Origin of the sequence: Streptomyces shenzhenensis (assembly GCF_003688995.1) — a bacterium.
In the GTDB taxonomy this organism is placed as follows: Bacteria; Actinomycetota; Actinomycetes; order Streptomycetales; family Streptomycetaceae; genus Streptomyces; species Streptomyces shenzhenensis_A.
Genome location: NZ_PENI01000005.1, coordinates 166,897 through 190,936 on the forward strand (window position 1 = coordinate 166,897; position 24,040 = coordinate 190,936).

The following is a 24,040-nucleotide window of genomic DNA, read 5'->3' on the forward strand; positions in this document are numbered from 1 at the left end:
CCGAACCGCGGCACCGATGCCGCCAACAGTCCCTGCTTGCAACGGTGTCTGCCCGCATGCGCGGGCCCCCGGCGAGTAGGAGACACATCTCATGACGGCCCCGGACTCCAGGACGGCGGCGCGGCTCCCGCGTCCCGGCAGCGCACCGCGCACCCCCGCCCGACGGCTGCCCGGACCGGGACAGGCGCCGGTCGTGGCGGTGGTGGCGGTCGGCGGCGGGATCGGCGCGGCGGCACGGTACGGCGCCGCCCTGCTATGGCCGACCGCCCCGAACGCCTTTCCGTGGACGGTCCTGTGGGTCAACACGGCCGGCTGCGCGGTGATCGGCGCGTTCATGGTGCTCATCGGCGAGGCCGGTGCGGTCCACCCGCTGGTGCGGCCGTTCTTCGGCACGGGCGTGCTCGGCGGCTTCACGACCTTCTCCACCTACGCCGTGGACATCCAGCGGCTGGTGACCGAGGGACGTCCGGGCACCGCCCTGGCCTATCTGGCCGCGACGTTGGCGGCGGCGCTCACGGCGGTGTGGCTCGCGGCGACGGCGACCCGCCGCGCGCTGGCGGCACGGCGGGGCCGGCGATGACGGGCGCGGGCATGAACTGGCTGCTGGTCGTGGCCGGCGGGACGGTCGGTGCCCCGCTGCGGTACCTCACCGACCGGGCCGTGCAGCGGCGGCACGACACCGGCTTCCCCTGGGGCACCTTGACCGTGAACGTCGTCGGCTGTCTGGTCCTCGGACTGCTGGCGGGGGCCGCGACGGCCGGGGCCGCCTCGGACCGGGTGCAACTGGCGCTGGGCACCGGGCTGTGCGGGGCGCTCACGACGTACTCGACGTTCTCGTACGAGACGCTGCGCCTGGCGCAGGACGGGGCGCGGTTCCTGGCCGCCGCCAACGCGGTCGCCAGCGTGGTGGCCGGCCTGGGCGCGGCGTTCACCGGAGCCGCCTGCGCCGCGGCGCTGTGGGGCTGACGGCCGCCGGGGAGGGTCCGTCAGGGGCGGTGGCCCGGGTGCGGCGGGGGTGGCGGGAGCGGGGTGCGCGGGGCCTCGCCGGGCCAGACCAGCAGGACCGGGCAGGGGGCGTGGTCGACGACGAACCGGGTGGCCGGCCCGAGGCTCCGCGGGCCGAGCCGTGCCGGGTCGCCGTCCCGGGCGCAGACCAGCAGACCGGCGTCCCGCGCCGCGGCGACGACCTCCCGCTCCACTCGGCCGCCGCGCTCCACGCATGTGCACGGGCGCCCCAGCCGGTCGGCGGCGGCCCGCAGCAGGTCCCGCCCGGAGGCCGCGGCGAGCCGCTCCAGGCTGGTGCCCGGGTCGCGCTCGGGACGCCCGCGGCCGAGCAGCCCGGCGAACGCGCCGTGCGCGGTCTCGGCGAGGGCGTCGTCGCGGACGTACAGCAGCGCGATCTCCTCGCCCGGGGCGGCACGGGCGCGCGCCGCGTCGACGCAGGCGGGCCAGGTGCCCTCGACGATCCAGACGATGACGCTCATCGGCGGCTCCGGCGGTGGTCCGTGGCGGTGGTGCCCGGTCAGGTCCCCACGAGGTGCAGCATCCCCCACAGGGCCAGGGTGGAGGCAAGCAGCGTGGCCGGAACGGTCACCAGGCCGAGCCGGGTGAAGGAGCCGAGTTCGGCCCGGGTGTCGTGGGCGTGCAGGACGCGCCGCCACAGCAGGGTGGCGAGCGAGCCCACATAGGTGAGGTTGGGGCCGAGGTTGACGCCGATCAGCACCGCGAGGACCGGTCCTGCACCGCCCGGCTGAACGAGGGGCAGCAGCGCCAGCACCGCGGGCAGATTGTTGATCACGTTGGCGAGCAGCGCCGCCACGGCCGCGACACCGAGGAGCGCGGGCAGCGAGGTCCCGGCGGGCAGCAGCCGGCCGAGCCCGGTGTCCAGGCCGTTGTCGACGACGGCCTTCACCACGATGCCGAGGGCGAGCACGAACAGGCAGAACAGCGGGGCCGCCGCGGTGACCAGTGCGCGCGGCCCGGTCCGGCGCTGCGCCAGCGCCCGCCCGCCGAGCACCAGCACCCCGGCGAGCGCCGCCCACGCGGGTGCGAGCCCCGCGAACGACGTCACCACGAAGCCGCCCAGCGTCAGGGCCACCACGACCAGGGTGAACACCGGCACGCCCGGATCCCTGCCGGCCGCCGGGCCGGGCACCGGGGCCACGGCCAGGTCGGCGCGGAAGAAGCGGCGGAAGACGGCGTACTCGACCGCGACGGCGGCGAGCCAGGGCAGCGCCATCAGGGCCGCGAACCGGGTGAAGGACAGCCCACTGGCCGCGAACGCCAGCAGGTTCGTCAGATTCGACACCGGCAGCAGCAGGGAGGCGGAGTTGGCCAGGTGCGCGGTCGCGTACACCTGCGGGCGGGCCCGCGCGCCGACCCGGGCGGCGGTGGCGAACACCACGGGCGTGAGCAGGACGACGGTCGCGTCCAGGCTGAGCACGGCCGTGATCGCGGCGGCGACCGCGAAGACTCCGGTGAGCAGCCGCCGCGGGCTGCCGCCGCACCAGCGCGCGACGGCGGCCCCGGCCGCCTCGAACAGGCCCTCGTCCGCGCACAGTTGGGCGAGCATCAGGATCAGCGCGAGGAACACGACCACCGGCAGCAGGGTGCGCGTCTGCTGCCAGGCGTCCGCGGCGGACACGGCGCCCACCGCCACGGCGAGGGCCGCCGCCGGGACGGCCGCGGTGGCTTCCGGGAGCCCGCGCGGCCGTACGACGGCGAAGGCCAGCACGCCCAGCAGCAGGACCACCGAGACGGTCTCGGTGACGACGGTGGTGGTACTCAGGTGCGTTTTCCTCCCGCGACAGGGCACCGACGGGCCCGCCGGTGATCGGCTCCGCTCAAGGGTCGCACCCCTGGGCGGTGACGCCGGTCAGGCCCCGGGCGGGGTCTGCGTGCCGCGGGCGTGGTCGTGCGCTACGGGGGTGCGCTACGGGGGTGCGCTACGGGCGGGGCCAGGGCCGGCCGCCGATGCGTTCGATGCCGGAGTTGAAACGCTTGAGATAGCCGGCGAAGGCGGCGATGTCCTCGGCCGACCAGTCCGCCATGACCAGGTCCAGGCTGCGCACGATGCCCTCGCGCTCCTCGTCCAGCAGGCGCGCCCCCTGCTCGGTGATGCGGAACTTGCGCGCCATGCCGCCGGCCGGGTCGGGGATGCGTTCCACCAGACCGGCGCGCATGGCCGCGGCGGTCTGCCGGTTGAGCGTGGAGGCGTCGAGCCCGAAGGCGTCGCTCAGCTCCCCGATCGACATCGGCCCCTGGACGCGGATGCGGCTGAGCAGGATGTACGCGCTGCGTTCCAGGACGCTGTCCTTGCGCCGCCCGCCCATCTGGTTCATGAACGTGTGGCGGCTGAGCAGCATCTGCTCGTACTCGACCTCGTGCGTCGGCCTGATCATGTGCCTGAGCCTCCCTGCCCGTGCGGCCGTCGCGCTGTATCTCCCCGCGTACGGCCGTTTCATCCTGGCACATGTGCGTGTACGGGCCACATCACATGCTGGATACATACGGCATGTACGATGCACATCCTTCACCCGGCACCCGCCTCCATGGCGCGCGTCACCCATGACAGAAAGTCGAGGAGTCCCTACACATGGACGCCCCCAAGCCGACGGCCCGCGCAGGCGGTGTGGTCGCGACCCTTGCGCTCGCCGGCATCACGGCAGCGATCATGCAGACCCTGGTCACCCCGCTCATCGCGGAGCTGCCGCAGATTCTGCACACGTCGTCGTCGAACGCCGCCTGGGTGATCACCGTCACCTTGCTGGTGGCCGCCGTCTGCGTCCCCGTCGTGGGTCGTCTCGGCGACCTCGTGGGCAAGCGGCGCATGCTGCTCGTGTGCGCCGTGCCGCTGATCGCGGGCTCGGTGGTGTGCGCCCTGTCGTCCTCCGTCGTCACGATGATCATCGGGCGTGGGCTGCAGGGCATGGGCATGGGCATGCTGCCCCTCGGCATAGCCCTGCTGCGCGACGTGGTGCCCATGGAGAAGCTCAGCTCCTCGATCGCACTGGTCAGCGCGTCGATGGGGATCGGCGGCGGCCTCGGCCTGCCGCTCGCCGCGGCGGTCGCCCAGTACGCCGACTGGCGCGTGCTGTTCTGGGGCTCCGCGGGGCTCGCCGTCGTCGTCGCGGTGCTGATCTGGTTCCTGATCCCGGACGTCCCGGCCGCGGCCAAGGGGCAGCGCTTCGACCTGCCCGGCGCGGTCGGCCTCGGCATCGCCCTGGTCTCTCTGCTGCTCGCGATCTCCAAGGGCGCCGACTGGGGCTGGGGTTCGGCGACCACTCTCGGCCTGTTCGCCGTCGCCGTCGTGGTGCTCGCCGCCTGGGGCCGGTGGGAGCTGCGCACCGGTGACCCGCTGATCGACCTGCGCACCACCGCCCGGCCCCGGGTGCTGCTCACCAACCTCGCCTCCGTCTTCGTCGGCTTCGGCATGTACGCGAGCATGCTGGTGATGCCGCAGCTGCTGCAGTTCCCCGCGGCCACCGGCTACGGCCTCGGCCAGTCGATGCTCGCGGCCGGCCTGTGGATGGCCCCCGGCGGCATCATGATGATGATCGTCTCTCCGCTCGGCGGCAAGCTCACCAACGCCCGCGGACCCAAGTTCACCCTGGTCGCCGGGGCGCTGGTGATCGCCGCCGGCTACGGTCTGTCCATGCCGCTGATGGGCACGGCCTGGGGCCTGATGCTCGTCGGCATCGTCACCAGCAGCGGCGTGGGCCTCGCCTACGGTTCGATGCCCGCCCTGATCATGGGGTCCGTGCCGGTCTCCGAGACGGCGGCGGCGAACGGCTTCAACACCCTCATGCGGTCGCTCGGCACCTCGATCGGTGCCGCGGTCATCGGTGTGATCCTGGCCCAGATGACCACCACCATGGGCGGCCACACCTTCGCCTCCGAGGCGGGCTTCCGCACCGCCCTGCTGGTCGGCGGCGGCCTCGCCCTGATCTCCGCGGCGATCGCGGCGTTCATCCCCGCCGCCCGCACCACCCTGACCCCCGAGGACACCCCGAACCAGACCCCCGCCCCCGAGGAAGCCACGGTCTGACGGCGATCAGTGAATTCCGGTGTTCCGGGAGGCGGGTGGCCTGAGCGTGCCGCGGCCGGGATTCGGGTGGTGGTGTGTGCGGCGCGTGGGGTGGGTCTGCCGTGGGCGCCGTGCCGGAGCGGGGTCGGCCTGTCCGATCTGGGTGGGCCGAGGTGCGGCGAGGGGTGAGTTCCGGTGTTCCTGGACGTTGGTGGCAGCTCCCCGGCGCAGGCGGGTCCCGCGTCGGCCGACCCGGTGTGCGCGGCCGGGGTTCGGGGGGCGCCGGGTACGAGTGGGACGTGGATTCGGCTGGTTCGCCGGGGAACGGGGCGGGTCGACCGACCGGGGTGAGCGCGGCACGGCGGACTTGACCGGCAGTGCGCCAGACGGTGGGACCATCCCCGGCGGGCCGAGGCCACGCGAGCGGCCGGGCGAAACGCCGCCCGCGAAGACCGCCACGGCGGCCCCATCCCGGACGCCGCGCGCACCTCGGTCAATCCGCCCCGCTCCTCCGGCGAACCCATCGCACCAGGCTCCAGCGGCACGTGACGCACCAGGAGATGAACCGGCGGTCCGCCCAAGAGGCCAGGCCGGTCCCGCCAAGTCGCGGAGCGCACCCCGACGCGCCGCCCGCGGCAGGCCCGCCCCGGGCGGCACGCACACCGCCACCCGGCCGCGTACGCGGCACACGTGCTGGGCCCGCCCGGGAGGCCGAGCTGATCCCACCGGATCACGGAAACGCGGCGGGGGCCGGAACCCGGGTGGGTTCCGGCCCCCGTGGGGTGTGGGGATCAGGCCGCGGCGCCCACGTTGCCGTGCAGCCGGGCGACGACCTCGGTCAGCTGGGCGACGACCTCGGCGTCGTCGGAGGGGTGGGTCTCGGCGAAGCGGGTCACCGAGCTGGGAATGGACAGCTTGATGTCCTCGATGACCTTGCCACCGGCGATGCCCACGGCCTTGCGGGCCTCGTCCTGGGCCCACACGCCGCCGTACTGGCCGAACGCGGTGCCGATCACGGCGACCGGCTTGCCGCCGAAGCCGCTGGACCCGTACGGGCGGGACAGCCAGTCGATGGCGTTCTTCAGCACGGCCGGGATGGTGCCGTTGTACTCGGGGGAGAAGAGCAGGAACGCATCGGCGGCCTGGGCGGTCTCGCGCAGCTTGGCGGCGGCGGCCGGGACGCTGCCCTCGACGTCGATGTCCTCGTTGTAGAACGGGATCTCGGCCAGCCCCTCGAACACCGTGACGTCGGCGCCCTCGGGAGCGACCTGCACGGCGGCCTCGGCCAGCTGACGGTTGGTGGAACCGGCGCGGAGGCTGCCGACGAGGGCGAGTATGCGAACAGACATGGGAACTCCAGAGAGGGCTGAAACATTGCCGTTACGAACCGGACCGAGGTCCGCTTAAATTTGTACCAGGCTAACCGGACCGCGGTCCAGTTCCGGCTGAGTGCTTTACGCTGTGTTCATGTCCAGCGCCCTGCCGCCCCTTACGCCGCCCCCGGAGCCGGTAGACATGCCGCTGCTCGCCTTCGGTTCGGCGGACGACGAGCCCTGTCTGCGTGCCGACGCCGCCCGGAACCGGGCCCGGCTGCTGGAGGCCGCGGCCTGTCTGGTGCGGGAGCAGGGCGCCGCGAATCTCACGATGGAGGCGGTGGCCGCGGCCGCCTCGGTGGGCAAGGGCACCGTCTTCCGCCGCTTCGGCGACCGCACCGGCCTGCTGACGGCCCTGCTGGACCACTCGGAGAAGAAGTTCCAGGCCGCGTTCATGAGCGGCCCCCCGCCGCTGGGGCCCGGCGCCGGGCCGGTGGAGCGGCTGGGCGCGTTCGGCGTCGCCCTGCTGCGCCGCACGGGCGACGAACTGGAACTGCAACTGGCGGCCGAACCCCACCCCGAGCGCCGCTTCTCGGCGGCGCCGCGCCGCGTCCTGCACGGCCATGTGGTGCTGCTGCTGCGGCAGGCCGTGCCCGCGGCGGACTGCGAGCTGCTGGCGCAGACCCTGATGGGCTATCTGAGCCCTGTCCTGGTCCATCACCTCACCCGGCAGTGCGGCATGCCGCTGGAGCGGCTCGAGGCCGGCTGGCTGGACCTGGTCGCCCGCGTGACCCGCACGGACTTCTGCTGTTGAACCCCGCTCAGCCGTGCGCGGCGAACTCGTCCAGCAGCCCCTGCGGGGCGTCGCCGCGGAAGAGCAGCGCGGCGCTGCGCGCGGACTCGGCCGCGGACCGCTCGCTGCGGGGGAACAGCCGCTCCTCGTAGGCGGACAGGGCGGCCTCGGCGTCGCCCGGGTGCGCGGCGAGCGCGAGGCCCAGTTCGGCCCCGTCGAGCAGCGCCAGGTTCGCGCCCTCGCCCGCGAACGGTGACATCAGATGGGCGGCGTCACCGAGCAGTGTGACGCCGGGGACGCGCGCCCAGCGGTGGCCGACCGGCAGCGCGTGGATCCGCCGCGGCACCAGCGCGCCGTCCGCGTCCGCGACCAGCGTCCGCAGGCTCTTGTCCCAGTCCGCGAAGTGCTCAAGCACGGCCGCCTCGGCGGCGTCGCCGTCACCGAAGTCGATCCCGTCCAGCCACTCCTCGGCCACCTCCAGGGCGGCGTACACATGCAGGCTGCCGTCGGTCTCGCGATGCGCGAGGAAGCCCCGGCCCGGTGCGAGCGCGAACAGCATGCCGCCGCCGACCACCTCCGCGGCCACCGGATGGCGCGCGTCGGCCTCCCGCAGGTCCGCCTCCACGAACGATACGCCGGTATACGCGGGTCGGGCCGCCGAGAGGAGCGGCCGGACCCGCGACCAGGCGCCGTCGGCGCCGACCAGCAGGTCCGTGGTGAGGGTGCGGCCGTCGGCGAGCGCGACCTCGTGCCGGCCGCCGCCGAGCGGGCGCGCCGCCGTGACCTTCGCGCCCCAGCGGACGGTGCCCGGCGGCAGCGAGCCGAGCAGCAGGTCGCGCAGGTCGCCGCGGTCGATCTCGGGGCGCCCGCCCGAGCCGTCGTCCACCTGCGCCATGAGCACCGCGGCGCTCCGGTCGAGGATCCGCATCTCCTGGCCGCCCGGGTGGACGCGCGTGCGGAACGCGTCGTGCAGCCCGGCGGCGCGCAGGGCCTGCTGACCGGAGTCCTCGTGGATGTCGAGCATGCCGCCCTGGGTGCGGGCGGCGGGGGAGTCGTCCAGGTCGAGGACGGTCGCCTCGATGCCGTGCACATGCAGGACGCGGGCGAGGGCGAGCCCGCCGAGTCCGGCTCCGACGACGGTGATCGGGTGGTGGGCGGTGGTCATCACGGTCTCCTCCGAGGGTCGGTCGACGGGTCGGTCAGTCGGGTACGGCGGTCCGCTCGATGCCGTTGAGCAGCGCGTGGAAGGCCCACGCCAGCCGCGCCTCGGGCGCCCCCGAGACCAGCAGGCCGGCGGTCGCGGCGAGCTGCGGGTGGGTACGCTCGGACGCCCCGCGCACGGCCCGGTCGAGCGCGTCCCACTCCTCGCGGGCACCGGGGGAGTCGTCCTGTCCGGCGTGCTCGGCGGCCGTCGCCGTGGCGTGCTGCAACAGCAGGTCCACGCCCCACGCGGCCTGCGCGGGCGGCACCCCGCCCTCGTCGAGCAGCGCCAGCAGCGTCTCGATCAGGTTCAGATAGTGGGGGCCGGACGGGCGGGTGGTCAGCGCGGACCGGGCGAGCGTCGGATGGCCGAGGAGCATCTCGGTGTACGCGGTGAGCACCGCGGCCAGCCGCTCCCGCCAGGAGCCGTGCGCCGGGGCCCGCCCGACCGTGCCGAGCAGTTCGTCGAGGACGGCGGCGTGCAGCTCGTGGGTGTTGCGGACGTACACGTACAGCGAGGCCGGGCCGGTGTCGAGTTCCTGTGCCAGGCGCCGCATGGTGACCTTCTGCAGTCCCTCGGCGCGCAGTACGGCGACGGCGGCGGCGACGATGCCCTCCCTGGTCAGGGCGGGCTTGGCCGGGCGTTCGCGGCGGCTGCGGGGGGAGTCGGGGCGGGCTGTCATGGAGACACCGTAACGAACATGTTCGGCGCGAACAAGTTCGTAACGAACGTGTTCGCGACGGTGCGGCCCTCCCCACCGCCGGCTTCTGCCAAGATGCGGTACGTCATGGTGCAGATACCGAACACGCCCGCGTCCGCGTCGCCCGCACCGCGCTCCGTCCCCACGAGCGCCGATGTCGCCCGCCTGGCCGGCGTCTCGCGCGCGACCGTCTCCTACGTCCTCAACAACACCGGCGCGGCCCGGATCAGCGAGCCCACGCGCCGCCGCGTCCGCGAGGCCGCCGAGGAACTCGGCTACGTGCCGCACGCGGCCGCCCGCAGCCTACGCGCCGGACACAGCCGGATGGTGCTGATGCCCGCCCCGGCCTTCCCGGTGGGCCCGCTGTACGGCCGGTTCATCAGCGAACTCCAGTGGGCCCTCGGCCGCCTGGGCTACACGGTCGTCCAGTACGGCAGCGTCGGGCTGCACGGCGACGAAGCCGCCCGCGCCTGGGCCGAGTTGCGGCCCGTCGCGGTGCTGGTGCCGGGCTCCGGGCCCGGCCCCCGGGGCGTCGCGCTGCTCAGACGGGCCGGCGCCCGGGCCGTGGTCACGGTGGGCCCCGAGCGCGTCGAGGGGGCGCACGCCGTGCTGTTGGACCACGACGGCGTCGGACACTGCGCCGGCGCCCACCTGTACGCCCGCGGCCGGCGCCGCATCGGCGTCGTCGTCCCCGCGGAGCCCGGACTCGAACCCTTCTCCCGGCCGCGGCTCGCGGGCGTGCGCGCGGCGCTGCGCGGCACGGACGCCGAGGTGACCGAGCTGCCGCTCGCCTACGAGGAGCGGGCCGCCGCCGAACTCGCCGCGAGCTGGCGCCGGTTCGGCCTGGACGCGGTGTTCGCGTACAACGACGAGTACGCCATGCTGCTGATGCGCGCCCTGCAGGACGAGGGGGTGCGCATCCCCGACGACACCGCCGTGCTCGGCGCCGACGACCTGATGCTGGGCCGGCTGCTGCGGCCCCGGCTCAGTACCATCCACATCGAGCTGCCGGCCGGGCGCGACCTCGCCGACCTCGTCGACCGCGCCGTGCGCGACCCCGGTCTCGCGCCCGAGGCGCACCAGGTGCTCGGAGCGTCCGTGGTACGCCGCGAGTCCAGCTGACCGGGGCCGCGCACCGGCCCCGGCCGGTCCGGCACGCCGTCCTCCGCCCGGCGGGTCCGGCGCTCCTCAGGGTGTCCCCGGGCTCACTCGCCCGGGGCGCTCGACTGCTGCGCGGCGATGCTCTTGCGGACCTCGTCCATGTCCAGCTTGCGGGCCTGCCCGATGACGTCCGTCAGGGCGGCCTCGGGCAGCGCGCCCGGCTGGGCGAAGACGGCGACCTGATCGCGGACGATCATCAGCGTCGGGATCGACTGGATGTTGAAGGCCGCGGCCAGCTCCGGCTGTGCCTCGGTGTCCACCTTGCCGAACACCAGATCCGGGTTCTCCTCGGCCGCCTTGTCGTACACCGGCGCGAACTGACGGCACGGGCCGCACCAGGACGCCCAGAAGTCGATCAGGACGAACTCGTTCTCCGTGACCGTCTGGTCGAAGTTCTCCTTGGTGAGCTCCACGGTGCTGCTCATGCGTGATTCCCTCTTCCTGTGTATGGGGGCGAAGCCGTCTGCGGAACACGGCCGCCCGCGTAGGTATTCCGGCCACGTACCCGGGTGGCCGCCGGGCACACCCCGTGTGGCCTCCCGGCACACCACCCACCAGACTTGTCCCCATGACGGAAACGGAATCCATCGCTTACGACGTCGTGGTGCTCGGGGCCGGGCCGGTGGGCGAGAACGTGGCCGACCGCACCCGGGCGGCCGGCCTGTCCACCGCGATCGTGGAGAGCGAACTGGTCGGCGGCGAGTGCTCCTACTGGGCGTGCATGCCCAGCAAGGCCCTGCTGCGCCCGGTCATCGCCCGCGCCGACGCCCGCCGCCTTCCGGGCCTGAGCCAGGCCGTACAGGGCCCCCTCGACGCACCCGCGGTGCTCGCCCGGCGGGACGAGTACACCTCGCACTGGAAGGACGACGGGCAGGCCGGGTGGGTCGAGGGCATCGGCGCCGACCTGTACCGCGGCCACGGCCGCCTGGCCGGTCCCCGCACGGTCACCGTGACCGGCCCCGACGGCGCCGTGCGGACCCTCACCGCCCGGCACGCCGTGGCCGTCTGCACCGGCACCCGCGCCCTGCTGCCCGACCTGCCCGGACTCGCCGACGTGCAGCCGTGGACCAGCCGGGAGGCGACCAGCTCGAAGTCCGTGCCCGGCCGGCTGATCGTGGTGGGCGGCGGGGTGGTCGCCACCGAGATGGCCACCGCCTGGCAGGCTCTCGGCTCCCAGGTCACCATGCTGGTCCGGGGCAAGGGACTGCTCCCCCGGATGGAGCCCTTCGCCGGCGAACTGGTCGCCGAGGCGCTCGCGGACGCCGGCGCCGAGGTCCGCACCGGCACCTCCGTCGCGTCGGTGGCACGGGAGAACGGCACCGTCGTCGCGCTGACCGCGGCCGGCGACCGCGTCGAGGGCGACGAGATCCTCTTCGCCACCGGCCGCGTCCCGCACACCGACGACATCGGGCTCGGCACCGTCGGCCTGGAACCCGGGTCCTGGCTGCCGGTCGACGACAGCCTCCGGGTCACCGGAACCGACTGGCTGTACGCGGTCGGCGACGTCAACCACCGCGCGCTCCTCACCCACCAGGGCAAGTACCAGGCCCGGATCGCGGGCGCCGCCATCGGTGCCCGGGCCGCGGGCGACCCCGTCGCGGCCGAACCCTGGAACGCGTACACGGCCACCGCCGACCACCACGCCGTACCCCAGGTCGTCTTCACCGACCCCGAGGCCGCCGCCGTCGGGCTCTCCCTGGCGGAGGCGGAGCAGGCCGGCCACCGGGTGCGGGCCGTCGACGTCGAGTTCTCCTCGGTGGCCGGCGCGGGCCTGTACGGCGACGGCTACAAGGGCCGCGCCCGCATGGTCGTCGACCTGGAGGACGAGATCCTGCGCGGGGTCACCTTCGTCGGGCCCGGCGTCGGCGAGCTGATCCACTCGGCGACCGTCGCCGTCGCCGGACGGGTCCCGGTCAGCCGCCTGTGGCACGCCGTCCCGTCGTATCCGACGATCAGCGAGGTGTGGCTGCGCCTGCTGGAGGCCTACCGGGGCTGACCGCGCCGGCCCGCCCGCCGTTTCACGGCAGTTCGAAGCCCAGGGCCGCGGCGGCGGCCTCGGGCGTCGGCTGGGTCCACTGCTCCGTCATCGCCGTGTTCGAGGACAGGGAACGCAGTTCGGCGCGGTCGAGATACAAGGTCCCGGCCAAGTGGTCCGTCTCGTGCTGCACGATCCGGGCGGGCCACCCGGTGACCACCTCGTCCAGGGCGCGGCCGTGCTCGTCCGCGCCGCGCAGCCGCACCTCGGCGTGCCGGGCCACCACCGCCTGCCAGCCCGGCACGCTCAGGCAGCCCTCGAAGAAGGCGGCCCGGCCGCCGCCCACCGGCGCGTACGACGGGTTCACCAGCACCCGGAAGGGCTGCGGCACCCGGCCGCGGGCCAGCCGCACCTCGTCCGGCACCGTCGCCGGGTCCTCGACGACCGCGATCCGCAGCCCCACCCCGACCTGCGGTGCGGCGAGCCCGACGCCCGGCGCCGCGTGCATGGTGTCGCGCAGGGCCTCGACGAAGCGGGCCAGCAGCGCGGGCTCCAGCTGCCCGTCGAACGGTTCGGCGGGGCGGCGCAGCACGGGGTCGCCGGCCGCCACGATGGGCAACGGGCCGTCGCCGGCGAGGAGTTCCTCGACCCGCTCGGCGAGGGGCGTGCGATCAGTGGGAGGTGCCATCGCGCCAGCATGACACGGCGGCCTCCGCAGGCCATGTGACGCACATCACCTCGATTCCCGGGAACTCGACCGCCCGGCGCTCCGACCACTGGATCGTCATCCTTGAGGATCGAGTCCCCGGAGAAGCCGCCGATGTCCACCGCTCCCCCGACCACCACGGACGAGGCCCCCCGGCCCCCCGCCCCGGCGCCCTCCCCGAGCCGCTGGGCCCCGCTGCGCCCCCTGGTGCTGCGCCTGCACTTCTACGCCGGCCTGCTCGTCGCCCCGTTCCTGCTGATCGCCGCCGCGACCGGATTCCTGTACGCCTGCTCGTACCAGGCGGAGAAGCTGCTCTACTCCCACGAACTGACCGTCCCGGTCGGGCCGACCGAGGTGCCCGTCTCCGAGCAGGTGGCCGCCGCCCGCAAGGCACACCCCGAGGGCACCGTCTCCGCCGTGCGCCCCGCCCCGGCGCCCGACGCCACCACCCGGGTGCTGCTCACCGGCGTCCCCGGCGTCGACCCGGGCCACACCCTCGCCGTCTTCGTCGACCCGTACACCGGGACCGTGCGCGGCGCGCTGGAGCAGTACGGCACGAGCGGCGCGCTGCCCCTGCGCACCTGGATCGACGAGTTCCATCGCGATCTGCACCTCGGCGACCCCGGCCGGCTCTACAGCGAACTGGCCGCCAGCTGGCTGTGGGTGATCGCGGGCGGCGGGCTCGTGCTGTGGTTCTCCCGGCGGCGCGCCCTGCGCAAGGTACGGGGGACCAGCGGGCGGCGCCGCACCCTCGGCCTGCACGGCAGCATCGGCGTCTGGGCCGCGGCCGGCTTCGTCTTCCTGTCGGCGACCGGCCTGACCTGGTCGACGTACGCCGGTGCGAACATCGCCGAACTGCGCACCACGCTCGGCCAGGCCACCCCGGAGGTGTCGGCGGCAGCGGCCGGCGGCGAGCACACGGGCCACGGCGCGGCGGCCGGCACCGGCGGGGACGCCGGGCACGGTGTCGGCCTGGACACGGTGCTCGCGGCGGCCCGGGCGCAGGACCTGAGCGACCCCGTGGAGATCGTCCCGCCCGCCGACGCCGACTCGGCGTACGTCGTCAAGCAGATCCAGCGTAGCTGGCCCGAGAAACAGGACGCGGTCGCCGTCGACCCGGCCACCGGACAGGTCACCGACGTCCTGCGGTTCGACGACTACCCGGTGCTCGCCAAGCTCTCCCGCTGGGGCATCGACCTGCACAGCGGCAGCCTGTTCGGGATCGTCAACCAGATCGCCCTGGCACTGCTCGCGCTCGCCCTGGTGCTGCTCATCCTGTGGGGCTACCGCATGTGGTGGCAGCGCGGTCGCGGCTCCGCCTTCGGCCGGCCCATACCGCGCGGCGCCTGGGCGCAGGTGTCCCCGTACGTCCTGGTCCCCGCGCTCGCGGTGACGGCCGTGCTCGGCTACTTCGTTCCGCTGCTCGGCATCCCGCTGGCCGCGTTCATCGCCGTGGACATCGTGCTCGGCGAGATAGCCCACCGCCGCGAGCGGCGCGCCTGAGGCAGCGGAACCGGCGCCGATCAGCGTGGTCCCGACCCGGCCGCTCCTTCGCATGGACCCCGGCCGCCGGCGTGGCGCGCCTCGCTGCGCCGCCTCCTCGACGGCGAACGGGACCGCGAGGCCGTCCTGGCGCCCGGCGACGAACAGGTGCGGCGCTCCCTGCTGGCGGCGCCGACGCTCGCGGCCCTGGCCGCGGCGGGACCCGCGCCGCATGGCGAGGGCCCGGTTCCTGCCGGAACCGGGCCCGGGGCACGGGACGGTCAGTCGTCCCGGTCGTCCGCGAAGTCGCCCGCGAGTGCCGAGGCGATCCGCAGATGCGTCTCCGCCTCGTCGTGCCGCGCCTGCCGCTGGAGCGTGCGGCCCAGCATCAGCCGGGCGTAGTGCTCCACCGGGTCGCGCTCCACGATCACCCGCAACTCGGCCTCGGCGCGGCTCAGTTGGGCCGAGTGGTAGTAGGCGCGGGCCAGCAGCAGCCGGGGGCCGGTCTGCTCCGGCACCTCATCGACCAGCCGGGCCAGCACGCGCGCCGCGCCCGCGTAGTCCTGCGCATCGAAGAACTGCCGCCCGCGCTCCCAGCGCTCGGCCGCGGTTCCGTGGTCGTAGTACGTCGTCTCCACTCGTGACCTCCTCTGCCGCCCACAACGGAACCCGATGATTGAAAATTCCACCACATGCCTGGCCGGTCGTTTGCGTGGTCCCCCTCGGCCGGCACCGCGACACCAACGACCGGCTGCCAGCCACGAGTTGATCGACGTACGAAGCATGGCTCCGAACTCCTCGGGGTCCACGGAGCCGACCTATTAACGTCGGGGATCTCAGATCACGGAGGACTTGATGAACGTCAAAGACGCCTACCTGGGTGCCGCGGGACAGGCAGTGGCACTGCTGGAGGCTCCGGAAGTCGCCACGGCGTGGGAGCAGCCCAGTGCGTTGCCCAAGATGACGGTCGGCGGGCTGGCCGGCCACCTCGCTTACCAGATCTTGAGTGTCAGCGCAGCCCTGCAGGTGTGTGTCGACTCCGCCCTGCAGGAGTCCCCGCCCCACGAGGCGCCGATCCCCCTGCTGGACCATTACGCCCGAGCCGCCTGGATCGATGCGCCGCTCGACGGGGAGGTCAACGCCGGCATTCGGGCGAAGAGCGAGGGCATCGCGGCCCAGGGGACGTTGTTGTTGACAGAGCTTGCCCGCACCGCGTTCGCCGAGCAGCGGACCAAGCTCGCGGAGTGTTCGGGCGACCAGGCCGTGTTCATGCCGCAGACAGGGTGGGCGCTGCGTCTCGACGATTTTCTGGTCACCCGGATGCTGGAGCTCACCGTGCACAGGGACGATCTCGCCGTCAGCGTGGGACTGGCCGTCCAGGACCTCCCGGAGGCCGCCTTCGAACCGGTGCTCGTACTGCTGACCCGGCTCGCGGCCCGCCGGCACGGCCAAGCCGCGTTGCTGAGGGCGCTGACCCGAACGGAGCGAGCGCCCGCGGCAATCAACGCGATCTGACTCGACGCGGATGGTCGGACCGAACGCACAGCACACGACGCTGATCACTTCGTAGTCCGGCCCGAAGAGATCGAAGGACTCCAGATCAGCTGCGACGACCCGGGGCGCAGGAACGTTCGGCGGTGTCCTGCCGGGTGATGGCCGCGCCAACCTGCTCGATAGCGCTACGCAACAAGGCACCGTAAGCGTCCTGGGGCAGGTTCGAGGCATGTTCCTGGGCCGTGTTGATGTGCTCGGTGGCAGCGTCGAAGGACCCGAGCCGGCGGTAGTTGTCAGCGAGGTTGAGGTGCAGGGACGGGTAGAAGCCGGCGATCCGAAGACTGGCGTGATGCTCCTGAACGCGCTGATCGGTCAGGGCGTCGGCGGCGTCCAGGGCCCGGATGTCCCAGGCCAGGGCCTGGGCGGGGTCTTCGTAGAGGTCCGCCATGTAGTGCGCGAGGGTGCAGCGGTGCAGGGGGTCGCCGGTGACGCCGATCGTGGACCAGAGGTCCAGGAGTGTCTGGCGGGCGGTGGCCATGTCTCCGGCTCGTCCTTCGGTGACGGCCTGGCCGATGGCTTCCATGGTCGAGTCGGGGCCGGTGGGAGTGGTGGTCATGAGAGCGGTCCTCTTCCTTCCTGCTCAGGCGGAGTGGCTGGGACTGACAGGCATGGCCAAAGTGGTGAGATCGCCGCGGTCGGCGGAGCGGATCGTGCCGGGTTGGTCGGGTCCTCGCAGCTCGAGCAGCACGTCGGGGCCGATTGCGGTGCTGATGGCTGGATAGAGCGTGGTCAGCTCGAAAGAGATCTGGAAGGCGCGTCCCGTCACGACGGCAGGTAGCGGGAAATCGGGGTGCTTGTCGTCGGCCGCCAGAATCTTCGTACCGCGGTGGTTCACGCACAGCGAAAGCTGCTCACCGGAATGTTCTTCCAGGGCTCGCAGGAGCAGGTTCTTCGGCACGGTCACACGGGTCGTGACCTCGGGCAGCGACGCGAGCATCAGCCGGTGGTCGGGGAACTCGTCCGACATCAGCCGGCAGTGCTGGTCGTCCCGGTCCGCCATGCGGAGCCAGATACCGTGCGGCGTCGCTTCGACTCGCACCAGCATGCTGCGGCGGAGCTCGCCGACCGCGGCCCGCAACTCGGCACCGTTGATCGTGGCCGCCCAGGCCGTGGCGGCAGGTTCAGCAGGAACCAGGGTCCGTGTCGAGAGCCGGTAGCGGTCAGTCGCGGTCAGCGTGACCGCTTCCTGGCTCGCCTCGACCCGCAGTCCCCCGAGGACCGGCATCCCCGGATCGCGTGCTGTCGCGGTCAGGACCTGCTCGATCGCGTCGGCCAGTACGGGACCCTTCAGCCCGGCAATCGGCAGGCTCGGCACGTCGGTCAGTGACGACTTGATCAGAGCGGCCTTCTGCTGCACCGCTTCCGCGTCCCCCCGGACCTTTGCGACATGCTCGTCGATCAGCCGGGACGCTTCCTCGGGCTCGGCATCGAGGACCGCCGAGACAGCAGTGAGGGGCATGGCCAGCTCGCGCAGCTGACGCAGCGCGACGGCCCGCGCCACCTGGTCAGCGGAGTAGTAGCGGTAGCCCGAGACCGGGTCGGTCTCGGCAGGGGGCAGCGGCCCGGAGTCGGCGTAGAACCGCAACGCACTGGAGGTCAGACCAGTGCGCCGGGCAAAGACCCCGATCGGCATCAGCTCAGAGTTCGGCACCCCGCTATCGTCGAGCTTCGACCAACTCGAAGGTCAACACCGACGGACTCAACGCTCGGTTGCGGGGTGGGAGCGGCACGGGTGGCCGTTGAGTACTCCAGCAGCGTTTCGCAATCCGGCCTGGTCAGAAGCATCGTCCGGAGCGTAGTCGGCGGATGGCGTGTCACACCGTCAACTGGGCCTGTTTGCGGCCGCGGCACTTCGCCGCTGCTCGCTCGTCAGCCTCGCCGTCGGACGCGCACCGGTCGAACACGGCTTCGCCCCTCAAGAACTGGCGGATCCTCACCAAGCTCCGTACCGACCCCGCTCGCGTCACGCGCCTCCTACGTGCCCTGCTCGTCCTGACAAATCTCGAAGTCAACCGCTGGTACAACTAGCCTGCGTGTAGTGGGAAGTTGGGGCCCTGCGCCGCTCGGGCGGCAGGCTCCCCAACTGCAGAGAGGACCGGTCATGACCTCGAACCACGACACGCTGTGGCGTCGCTGCGCGTACCTGGGTCGCGTCCTGCTGCCACTGCTGGACCAGGAGCCATGGCGCCAGGGTCGCCGCCGAGAACGGCTGCATTCCTGGGGCATTGACGTGGCGGTGGGGGAACGACTCATTGAGGTCTTCGCGGCCTTGGCCGCACACGCTGTCGCGGTGGACACTTCCTTGTCCGCAGCAGAGTTCGAGACCCTGCCCCTCAGCGCCGTAGCCGACGCGGCGACCGACAAGCAAGACTTCGAACTACTCGCCGGGCTCCCAGACACCTTCGCTGACGACCGCGACGAAATCGCGGTCAAAGTCATCCGCCTGTACGCCTATAAGGGCGACCAGACCAGTCTCCAGCTCCTTCGGCTGAGCACGGAAGTGCGCCATACGCTGAGCGTCCTTGCAGCGCGCGAGTCGGTGCCTTCCCCCACGTGCGGAGACGTCTTCCGCAAGGCGGACGAGGCCAACCTGCCGCAGTAGGCACGGAGATTGCCACTCCGGGCCGTTGGTGCCAGCCGTAGAACACAGCCTGACGGACGATCTACTGCTCAGACCGTCGCCAGTGACCAGCGTGAGCAACCCGAGAACCGGTCACACCTGCCAACTGACCTGCGTTTTCAAGTTGGCGGAGGCTCATGGCATTCGCTCTCGACCCCCAGGTCGCCGAGATCCTCGCGCCGATGGCGGCGTCGGCCGACGTCACGGTCACCGATCACCACCTGCTGACGGACGACGATGAGCAGATCCTGCCGCGCTGGTACACCAAGCAGGGCACACCTGATGCGGTGTTCGGCGACAGTGCCGGCGGCGGGATCGCCGCAGCGGTGTCCGTCCTGGCGCGGGACCGCCAGGGCCCCGGGATCGCCCAGCAGATCCTGCTCATGCCGATGTTCGATGACCGCAACCTCACCACCGACCCGCATCCGGTGCCGTTCGTGGCCTGGTCCTGGGACGACAACCGCACCGGCCGGGGTGCGCTGCTCGGCGATGCCGTCGCCGGCCCCGACGTGCCGGCGCGGGTGGCGGATCCGGCGGGGCTGCCCGCGGCGTACATCGAGGTCGGCCGGCTGGACATCTTCCGCGACGAGGACCTCACCTACGCACGGCGGCTGAGCCGGGCCGGCGTCCCGGTGGAGTTCCAGGGGCGACGACCTGGTGTCTGTGGCGCGTCCCTCCTGTCTCCGGTCGGTGGACGCCCGGAGACGGGAGGGACACGAGGTACAGCAGAAAAAGGGGGAGGATCCGCCTTATTCGGCGATCAGGAACTTGTCGACGGGCAAGGGGCGGTTCACGATGCGGGTGTCACCGACGTTGCCGTGGAAGACGATGTCGATGGCGCCCGCGCCCTCGTGGCCGCCCAGCAGCCAGGGCTGCCCGAGCGAGGTGAGGCCGACCGACACCCGCTTCGGGTTGTCGACGACCGGGGCGCCCTCGACGTACAGCCTGGTGTAACGGCCGTCGTTGACCACCGCGAGGTGCCACCACCTGAGCTCCACCAAGCCGTGACCCCAGTTGGTCGTCGGGTAGGTGGTGTTCAGCGGGTAGTGGTTGAACTGCGGCTCGCGGCCGTTGTTCGTGATGGCGAGCTGGACCAGGGGCTCGTTCGGGTTGGTGTTCTTGCCGTGCTTGCCGGCGGCCCCGGCGGTACCCCGGCGGGTGAGTATCGCGGACCAGCCGTTCTTGCCGGCGTCCCAGTCCAGCGGCATCATCACAAACGTCTCGATGGTGTACCCGGACCTGAACGTCTCGGTGTTCAGCGGCGCCTTCGGCCCCGTGGTCAGGTACGTGCCGTGCAGCGGGTTCCTGCCACCGGCGAACTTCAGGCTGGCGTGTCCGGGCTGGTCGGGGTGGTGATCGGCCGACCAGGTCAGCGCGTCGGCGGCCGTGCCCGGCACGGTCACCGCCGTCAGGTCGTTGCCCCTGCCGGACAGGTCGCGGATGGTCTGGCCCGCGCTGAGCGGGGTGCCGGGCGCGCCCTGCCCGTCGAAGCGCCAGTACGCCACCGTGCCCTTCACCAGTTCCTTGCCGGCCGGCCGGGCGGGCCGGACCGGAACCGGGATGAAGCTGGAGAACCGCTTCTCGAAGTCGATCGCGATCGAGAAGTCGTCGACCGGGCCGGTGATCCGGGCGTGCTCGGCGGCCAACTCGTTGCGCGACTTCGGGTCCTGGGCCAGGATCCACGGGTTGATCGTCTCGACGTCGATCGTGTTGCGGGCCAGGTCGAAGTGGTACAGCCGGATCATGCCGCCACCACCGAAGTACCGGTTCTGGTAGTTCGTGATGTGCATGTGCACGTCGTTGCCGGCGGCGTTCTTCTTGGTGGTGCGCCCGGACGGCCAGTAGTGGCCGTTGATGGTCAGGAAGATCTGGTCGTTCTCCTTGACCAGCTTGTCCCAGATCGTCTCGCCGTATCCGGAGAGCGCGGCATTGTTCTCCGGGTCGCCGGACTCGTACGGGAAAACGTTGTCATCGTAGTCCGAGTAGACAATGTCGTGCGCCGTGAGAATCACCGGCATCTTGGGGTGGGCCTTGATGACGTCGTTGGCCCACGCGAAGCCCTGGTCGGTGGTCCGCCAGTCCAGGGCCAGCACCAGCCACGAGCGGCCGGCGGCCTGGAAGATGTGCGCGGTGTTGTAGCCGGTCGCGTCGGCGCCGGCGAACGTCTTCGAGCGCTTGAACCGCTTCGGGCCCAGGGTCTGCAGGTACGACGAATCGCCACGGCTGTCGTCGCCGGACACGTCGTGGTTGCCGGCCACCACGCTGTACGCGGCGCCGTGCGCGTCCAGCAGCGCGAACGCCTTGTCGATCTGCTGGAACGACGACGGGTCGGCGTCCTGTGTCAGGTCACCGAGGTGCGCCATGAACACGATGTTGTTCTCGTCGTTCCCGCTGTTGTCGATGATGTAGCGGAACGATTCCTCCATCGGCGTCCGGTTGACGCTGTCCTGGCTGCCCCAGTACAGGAACTGGGTGTCCGGCATGACGGCCAGGGTGAACTGGAGGGAGGTCGAATCCGGTCTCCATGGGCCGGTCTTACCGGTCCTGGCGGTGTCCGCGGCGAATGCGGGCGCCGCGCCGAGCGGGGACGCGGTGGCTCCTACGACTGCGGCTCCCGCACCGGCCAGCGCCGCGTTGCGCAGAAAACCACGGCGATTGTGTCCGGCCGTGTCAGGTGACGACTGGTCACTATGGGTGCACATAGGGGTCCTTCCGGGGTGGATGCACCAAACGAAATGAGGCTATGGGGAACCGGCCGAAGCCGGGCAGACGCGAGATGACCAGCGGAGATTAAGTTTCTGACCAGGGCTGAAGCGCAAGTCGAACTGTGACCGGGAGTTGATCACGTGTGTGCGGACAGCAACTGAACGAGCCGAGGGCGTGCTTGAGGCCGGGGGCACCGGCCTTCACTCACCGTCAGGTGACACCACGCACCGGTGGGGCCGGCAGGTGGTGTCGTAGCCTGGCGGCCATGGTGCAGCGCTTACTGGCTCTGCCGTGGATCCACACGGCGTACGACGTCGCTCTCGCGGTGCTGGTGGGCTGCCTGACCGCGTCCTACGACCAGGGGCTCGACCCGTTCATCGGTGGGGCGATGGCCCTGGTGCTGTTGTTCCGCCGGTACCGGCCGATGCTGGTGATGGGGCTGGTCTCGGGGCTTGCGTTGCTCCAGCCCCCGTTGGCGACCGTCCCGGCCATGTACGACGTGGCGCTGCTCGTCGCGATGGTTTCGGTGGTCACCCATGCCCGGTCGATGCGGCATGCCTGCACGGCGGGTGCGATCGTGCTGCTGGGCGTGGTGGCGGCGTTCGGCGGGTTCCTTCCGTTCGGCGAGGAGTCGGGCGAGAGCCTCGGCGACATCGTCGCGATCGGCGGTGTCTGTGCCGCCGTGTGGCTGACCGCCATGGTGCTGCGGACACGCCGGCTCTACGTGGCCAGTCTGGAAGCGCGGGCCGCCACGGCCGAACGGGAGCGTGAACACCTGGTGCGGCTCGCGGCGGCCGAGGAGCGCGCGGAGATCGCCAGGGAACTGCACGATGTGGTGGCCCACAGCCTGGCGGTGATGATTCTGCAGGCCGACGGGGCGGGCTACGCCCTCAAGTCGGATCCGGACAGGGCCGGTTCGGCGCTGAAGGCGATTGCCGACACCGGCCGTGACGCACTGGAGGACATGCACCGGATCGTGCGGGTGCTGCGCGGCGGCCGGGCCCCCGGCCAGGGTGAGTCGGCGGACGCGGTCGCCGGTCGCCGCCGGGTCTCGCTGGACGACCTGGAGACGGTGGCCGAGCGTGCCCGCGACGCGGGGCTGACGGTGGCCCTGGAGACCGAGGGCGTACGGGGCCGGCTGTCGACGGCGGATGAACTGACCGTGCTGCGGATCGTCCAGGAGAGCCTGACCAATGTGCTGCGGCATGCCGGGCCCGGTGCGGAGGTGACGATCACGCTGCGGTTCGACAAGGATGCCGTACGAGTTCGCGTGGTCGATGACGGAGGCGGCAGGCCGGCCGGCCCCCGAACCGCGTCGGTGCGGGGCAGCGGCGGGAACGGGCTGGTGGGCATGCGCGAGCGGGTGGAGGTGTCCGGCGGCAGTTTCACCGCCGGGCCGCGCCTGGGCGCGGGATGGCAGGTCGACGCGGAGCTTCCGGTGCAGGAGCCTTCGGTGAGGACGACGGGATGAATGACGGGACGACCGGCGGGACAGCCGCCGGGACGAGGGACGCGAGCGCGCCGATCCGGGTCGTCGTGGTGGACGACCAGCCGCTGATCCGGGCGGGGTTCGCGATGGTGCTGGCCGCGCAGAGCGACATCGAGGTCGTGGGCGAGGCGGAGAACGGCGCGGACGCGCTGACGTTGCTGGCCGGCACGGAGGCCGATGTCGTCATCATGGACATCCGCATGCCCGTCATGGACGGCGTCGAGGCGACCGCACAGCTGGGCCGGCTCCGCGGCGCGCCCCGGGTGCTGGTGCTCACCACCTTCGACACCGACGAGGACGCCTTCGCCGCGCTGCAGGCCGGAGCGAGCGGCTTCCTGCTGAAGAACACCCCTCCCGAGGAGGTCGTGACGGCGATCCGGGTCGTGGCGGCCGGCGAATCCGTCGTGGCCCCCCGCGTCACCCGCCAGTTGCTGGACCGGTTCGCGGGCAAGCTGGCGCCGTCGCCCCGCCATGACGAGCGGCTGGACCTGCTGACCGCGCGCGAACAGGACGTGCTCGGGCTGATCGCCGAGGGCCTGTCCAACAGCGAGATCGCCGCCCGCCTGTTCATCGCCGAGGCAACCGTGAAGACCCACTTCGGGAAGATCCTGACCAAGCTGGACCTGCGTGACCGTGTGCAGGCCGTCATCTTCGCCTACGACGCGGGCCTCGTCAGCCCCGCCGGCTGACCGTCCGCCGGCGGGTCCCACCACGGGACTGCGACTGCGGTCGTAGTCCCGCCCTCCCCTCCCGGTCGCAGTCGGGTGGTGCGGAGATCAGGTTCTGATCCGATGTTCCGCGACACCCGTTCTTCGAGAATGTTCCGTGCTGATCGACATACAGCGTCGGAAGAAATCCTCGGAGGGCATCATGACGGTTTCCGTATTCAGCCGGAACAAGAAGGCGACAATTCTCGGTGTCGTCGCGGCGGCGTTTCTCGTGGCGCTGTCGGCTGCCGCCGGATACCGGCTGTACGAGCGCGCGCGGCCCAGCCAGGCGTCCGAGGCCGACTGCGTACTGGCGCAGCGGATCGTCGACGGGGCGCAGGAACTCTCCCACGACAAGGCAGCAGTCGGTGAATGGGAGCAGAGCACGGCGCAGTTGCGCAGGTCGCGGATGAAGGACGGATACCTCGGCTTCCGGATCGCCCAGTACGAGGTCTGGGCGGCCCTCAAGGCGAAGGGGGAGGGCACGCCCCCGGCCGACAAGGAAGTGAAGGAGCTGGCGGACCGGGCCAACCGCCACTGCGAGGACGCGGGCGTCACGCTCACGCTTCCTGCGATCGCCTCCTGAAAAGCCGCGGCACAAGGGAAT

Annotated in this window: 25 protein-coding genes and 1 pseudogene; 13 read left to right on the top strand and 13 right to left on the bottom strand. The window is 72.2% G+C overall.

All coding sequences use genetic code 11. The annotated features are described in order from the left end of the window. Positions 1-91: 91 nt before the first annotated feature. Both crcB (CTZ28_RS10485) and crcB (CTZ28_RS10490) read left to right on the top strand, forming a co-directional pair. A complete protein-coding gene (gene crcB, locus CTZ28_RS10485) occupies positions 92-580 on the top strand; it encodes a fluoride efflux transporter CrcB (protein WP_121889027.1) in 489 nt (162 codons plus the stop codon). Between the two features lie 11 nt (positions 581-591). After that, positions 592-966 (top strand): fluoride efflux transporter CrcB, encoded by a 375-nt coding sequence (crcB, locus tag CTZ28_RS10490; RefSeq protein ID WP_121889028.1) that lies wholly within the window; start codon positions 592-594, stop codon positions 964-966. Between the two features lie 20 nt (positions 967-986). Here crcB (CTZ28_RS10490) and CTZ28_RS10495 read toward each other — a convergent pair whose 3' ends face one another. From CTZ28_RS10495 to CTZ28_RS10505, 3 genes are all read right to left on the bottom strand, one after another. Further along, the gene (locus tag CTZ28_RS10495; protein WP_121889029.1) at positions 987-1,484 is read right to left on the bottom strand and encodes a universal stress protein; all 498 of its coding nucleotides are present in this window, start codon (positions 1,482-1,484) and stop codon (positions 987-989) included. 38 nt (positions 1,485-1,522) lie between these two features. After that, entirely contained in the window at positions 1,523-2,752 is a 1,230-nt protein-coding gene (locus tag CTZ28_RS10500; protein WP_310887598.1) for an SLC13 family permease, read from the bottom strand. Between the two features lie 193 nt (positions 2,753-2,945). Beyond that, positions 2,946-3,401, bottom strand: a complete 456-nt coding sequence (locus CTZ28_RS10505) for a MarR family winged helix-turn-helix transcriptional regulator (protein ID WP_121889030.1) — start codon at positions 3,399-3,401, stop codon at positions 2,946-2,948. A gap of 194 nt (positions 3,402-3,595) precedes the next feature. Between CTZ28_RS10505 and CTZ28_RS10510 the strand changes: the two genes are divergently transcribed. Next, positions 3,596-5,047 carry an MFS transporter gene (locus CTZ28_RS10510; RefSeq protein WP_121889031.1) on the top strand — a complete coding sequence of 484 codons (1,452 nt, stop codon included), beginning with the start codon at positions 3,596-3,598 and terminating at the stop codon, positions 5,045-5,047. A 770-nt stretch (positions 5,048-5,817) separates the two neighbouring features. Here CTZ28_RS10510 and CTZ28_RS10515 read toward each other — a convergent pair. Continuing rightward, positions 5,818-6,375, bottom strand: coding sequence for an NADPH-dependent FMN reductase (locus tag CTZ28_RS10515; RefSeq protein WP_121889032.1), 558 nt, complete (start codon positions 6,373-6,375; stop codon positions 5,818-5,820). A 118-nt stretch (positions 6,376-6,493) separates the two neighbouring features. Between CTZ28_RS10515 and CTZ28_RS10520 the strand changes: the two genes are divergently transcribed. Then, positions 6,494-7,153 (top strand): TetR/AcrR family transcriptional regulator, encoded by a 660-nt coding sequence (locus tag CTZ28_RS10520; RefSeq protein ID WP_121889236.1) that lies wholly within the window; start codon positions 6,494-6,496, stop codon positions 7,151-7,153. Between the two features lie 7 nt (positions 7,154-7,160). Here CTZ28_RS10520 and CTZ28_RS10525 read toward each other — a convergent pair whose 3' ends face one another. Continuing rightward, positions 7,161-8,297, bottom strand: coding sequence for an FAD-dependent oxidoreductase (locus CTZ28_RS10525; RefSeq protein WP_121889033.1), 1,137 nt, complete (start codon positions 8,295-8,297; stop codon positions 7,161-7,163). Between the two features lie 34 nt (positions 8,298-8,331). After that, the gene (locus CTZ28_RS10530; protein WP_121889034.1) at positions 8,332-9,015 is read right to left on the bottom strand and encodes a TetR/AcrR family transcriptional regulator; all 684 of its coding nucleotides are present in this window, start codon (positions 9,013-9,015) and stop codon (positions 8,332-8,334) included. Between the two features lie 105 nt (positions 9,016-9,120). Between CTZ28_RS10530 and CTZ28_RS10535 the strand changes: the two genes are divergently transcribed. After that, positions 9,121-10,155 carry a LacI family DNA-binding transcriptional regulator gene (locus CTZ28_RS10535; protein ID WP_259471534.1) on the top strand — a complete coding sequence of 345 codons (1,035 nt, stop codon included), beginning with the start codon at positions 9,121-9,123 and terminating at the stop codon, positions 10,153-10,155. Between the two features lie 83 nt (positions 10,156-10,238). Here the strand turns inward: CTZ28_RS10535 and trxA are convergent, their stop codons facing one another. Then, positions 10,239-10,643 (bottom strand): thioredoxin, encoded by a 405-nt coding sequence (trxA, locus tag CTZ28_RS10540; RefSeq protein ID WP_472926667.1) that lies wholly within the window; start codon positions 10,641-10,643, stop codon positions 10,239-10,241. A gap of 119 nt (positions 10,644-10,762) precedes the next feature. On the opposite strand from trxA, the gene CTZ28_RS10545 reads away from it, so the two are divergent. Continuing rightward, on the top strand, positions 10,763-12,190 hold the full coding sequence (locus CTZ28_RS10545; protein ID WP_121889036.1) for a dihydrolipoyl dehydrogenase family protein: 1,428 nt from the start codon (positions 10,763-10,765) through the stop codon (positions 12,188-12,190). 22 nt (positions 12,191-12,212) lie between these two features. Here CTZ28_RS10545 and CTZ28_RS10550 read toward each other — a convergent pair whose 3' ends face one another. Continuing rightward, positions 12,213-12,857, bottom strand: coding sequence for a peptide deformylase (locus CTZ28_RS10550; protein ID WP_121889037.1), 645 nt, complete (start codon positions 12,855-12,857; stop codon positions 12,213-12,215). A gap of 132 nt (positions 12,858-12,989) precedes the next feature. On the opposite strand from CTZ28_RS10550, the gene CTZ28_RS10555 reads away from it, so the two are divergent. Next, positions 12,990-14,378 (top strand): PepSY-associated TM helix domain-containing protein, encoded by a 1,389-nt coding sequence (locus CTZ28_RS10555; protein WP_121889038.1) that lies wholly within the window; start codon positions 12,990-12,992, stop codon positions 14,376-14,378. Positions 14,379-14,638: 260 nt separating this feature from the next. Here CTZ28_RS10555 and CTZ28_RS10565 read toward each other — a convergent pair whose 3' ends face one another. After that, complete coding sequence (locus CTZ28_RS10565) at positions 14,639-14,995, bottom strand: tetratricopeptide repeat protein (RefSeq protein WP_183154335.1); 357 nt, start codon at positions 14,993-14,995, stop codon at positions 14,639-14,641. Between the two features lie 217 nt (positions 14,996-15,212). On the opposite strand from CTZ28_RS10565, the gene CTZ28_RS10570 reads away from it, so the two are divergent. Beyond that, a complete protein-coding gene (locus CTZ28_RS10570; protein ID WP_121889040.1) occupies positions 15,213-15,872 on the top strand; it encodes a maleylpyruvate isomerase N-terminal domain-containing protein in 660 nt (219 codons plus the stop codon). 85 nt (positions 15,873-15,957) lie between these two features. Here the strand turns inward: CTZ28_RS10570 and CTZ28_RS10575 are convergent, their stop codons facing one another. Together CTZ28_RS10575 and CTZ28_RS10580 are read right to left on the bottom strand one after the other, a co-directional pair. Next, complete coding sequence (locus CTZ28_RS10575) at positions 15,958-16,467, bottom strand: hypothetical protein (protein ID WP_121889041.1); 510 nt, start codon at positions 16,465-16,467, stop codon at positions 15,958-15,960. 24 nt (positions 16,468-16,491) lie between these two features. Further along, on the bottom strand, positions 16,492-17,562 hold the full coding sequence (locus CTZ28_RS10580; protein ID WP_121889042.1) for a DNA polymerase III subunit beta family protein: 1,071 nt from the start codon (positions 17,560-17,562) through the stop codon (positions 16,492-16,494). A 450-nt stretch (positions 17,563-18,012) separates the two neighbouring features. Here CTZ28_RS10580 and CTZ28_RS10590 point away from each other — a divergent pair, with 450 nt between their 5' ends. Continuing rightward, positions 18,013-18,513 carry a hypothetical protein gene (locus CTZ28_RS10590; RefSeq protein WP_121889043.1) on the top strand — a complete coding sequence of 167 codons (501 nt, stop codon included), beginning with the start codon at positions 18,013-18,015 and terminating at the stop codon, positions 18,511-18,513. A 137-nt stretch (positions 18,514-18,650) separates the two neighbouring features. Here CTZ28_RS10590 and CTZ28_RS48150 read toward each other — a convergent pair whose 3' ends face one another. Then, complete coding sequence (locus CTZ28_RS48150) at positions 18,651-18,956, bottom strand: hypothetical protein (protein ID WP_259471536.1); 306 nt, start codon at positions 18,954-18,956, stop codon at positions 18,651-18,653. Between CTZ28_RS48150 and CTZ28_RS48155 the strand changes: the two are divergent. Next, positions 18,858-19,115, top strand: a pseudogene (locus CTZ28_RS48155) (alpha/beta hydrolase family protein); the annotation flags it as partial. The gene CTZ28_RS48150 and the pseudogene CTZ28_RS48155 overlap by 99 nt on opposite strands. 165 nt (positions 19,116-19,280) lie before the next feature. Here the strand turns inward: CTZ28_RS48155 and CTZ28_RS10600 are convergent. Next, the gene (locus tag CTZ28_RS10600; protein ID WP_121889044.1) at positions 19,281-21,233 is read right to left on the bottom strand and encodes a LamG-like jellyroll fold domain-containing protein; all 1,953 of its coding nucleotides are present in this window, start codon (positions 21,231-21,233) and stop codon (positions 19,281-19,283) included. A 269-nt stretch (positions 21,234-21,502) separates the two neighbouring features. Between CTZ28_RS10600 and CTZ28_RS10605 the strand changes: the two genes are divergently transcribed. From CTZ28_RS10605 to CTZ28_RS10615, 3 genes are all read left to right on the top strand, one after another. Further along, positions 21,503-22,708, top strand: coding sequence for a sensor histidine kinase (locus CTZ28_RS10605; protein WP_121889045.1), 1,206 nt, complete (start codon positions 21,503-21,505; stop codon positions 22,706-22,708). Continuing rightward, entirely contained in the window at positions 22,705-23,415 is a 711-nt protein-coding gene (locus CTZ28_RS10610) for a response regulator (protein WP_121889046.1), read from the top strand. The genes CTZ28_RS10605 and CTZ28_RS10610 overlap by 4 nt, the downstream gene beginning before the upstream one ends. A gap of 181 nt (positions 23,416-23,596) precedes the next feature. Then, positions 23,597-24,019 carry a hypothetical protein gene (locus tag CTZ28_RS10615; protein ID WP_147481136.1) on the top strand — a complete coding sequence of 141 codons (423 nt, stop codon included), beginning with the start codon at positions 23,597-23,599 and terminating at the stop codon, positions 24,017-24,019. Positions 24,020-24,040: the final 21 nt, after the last annotated feature.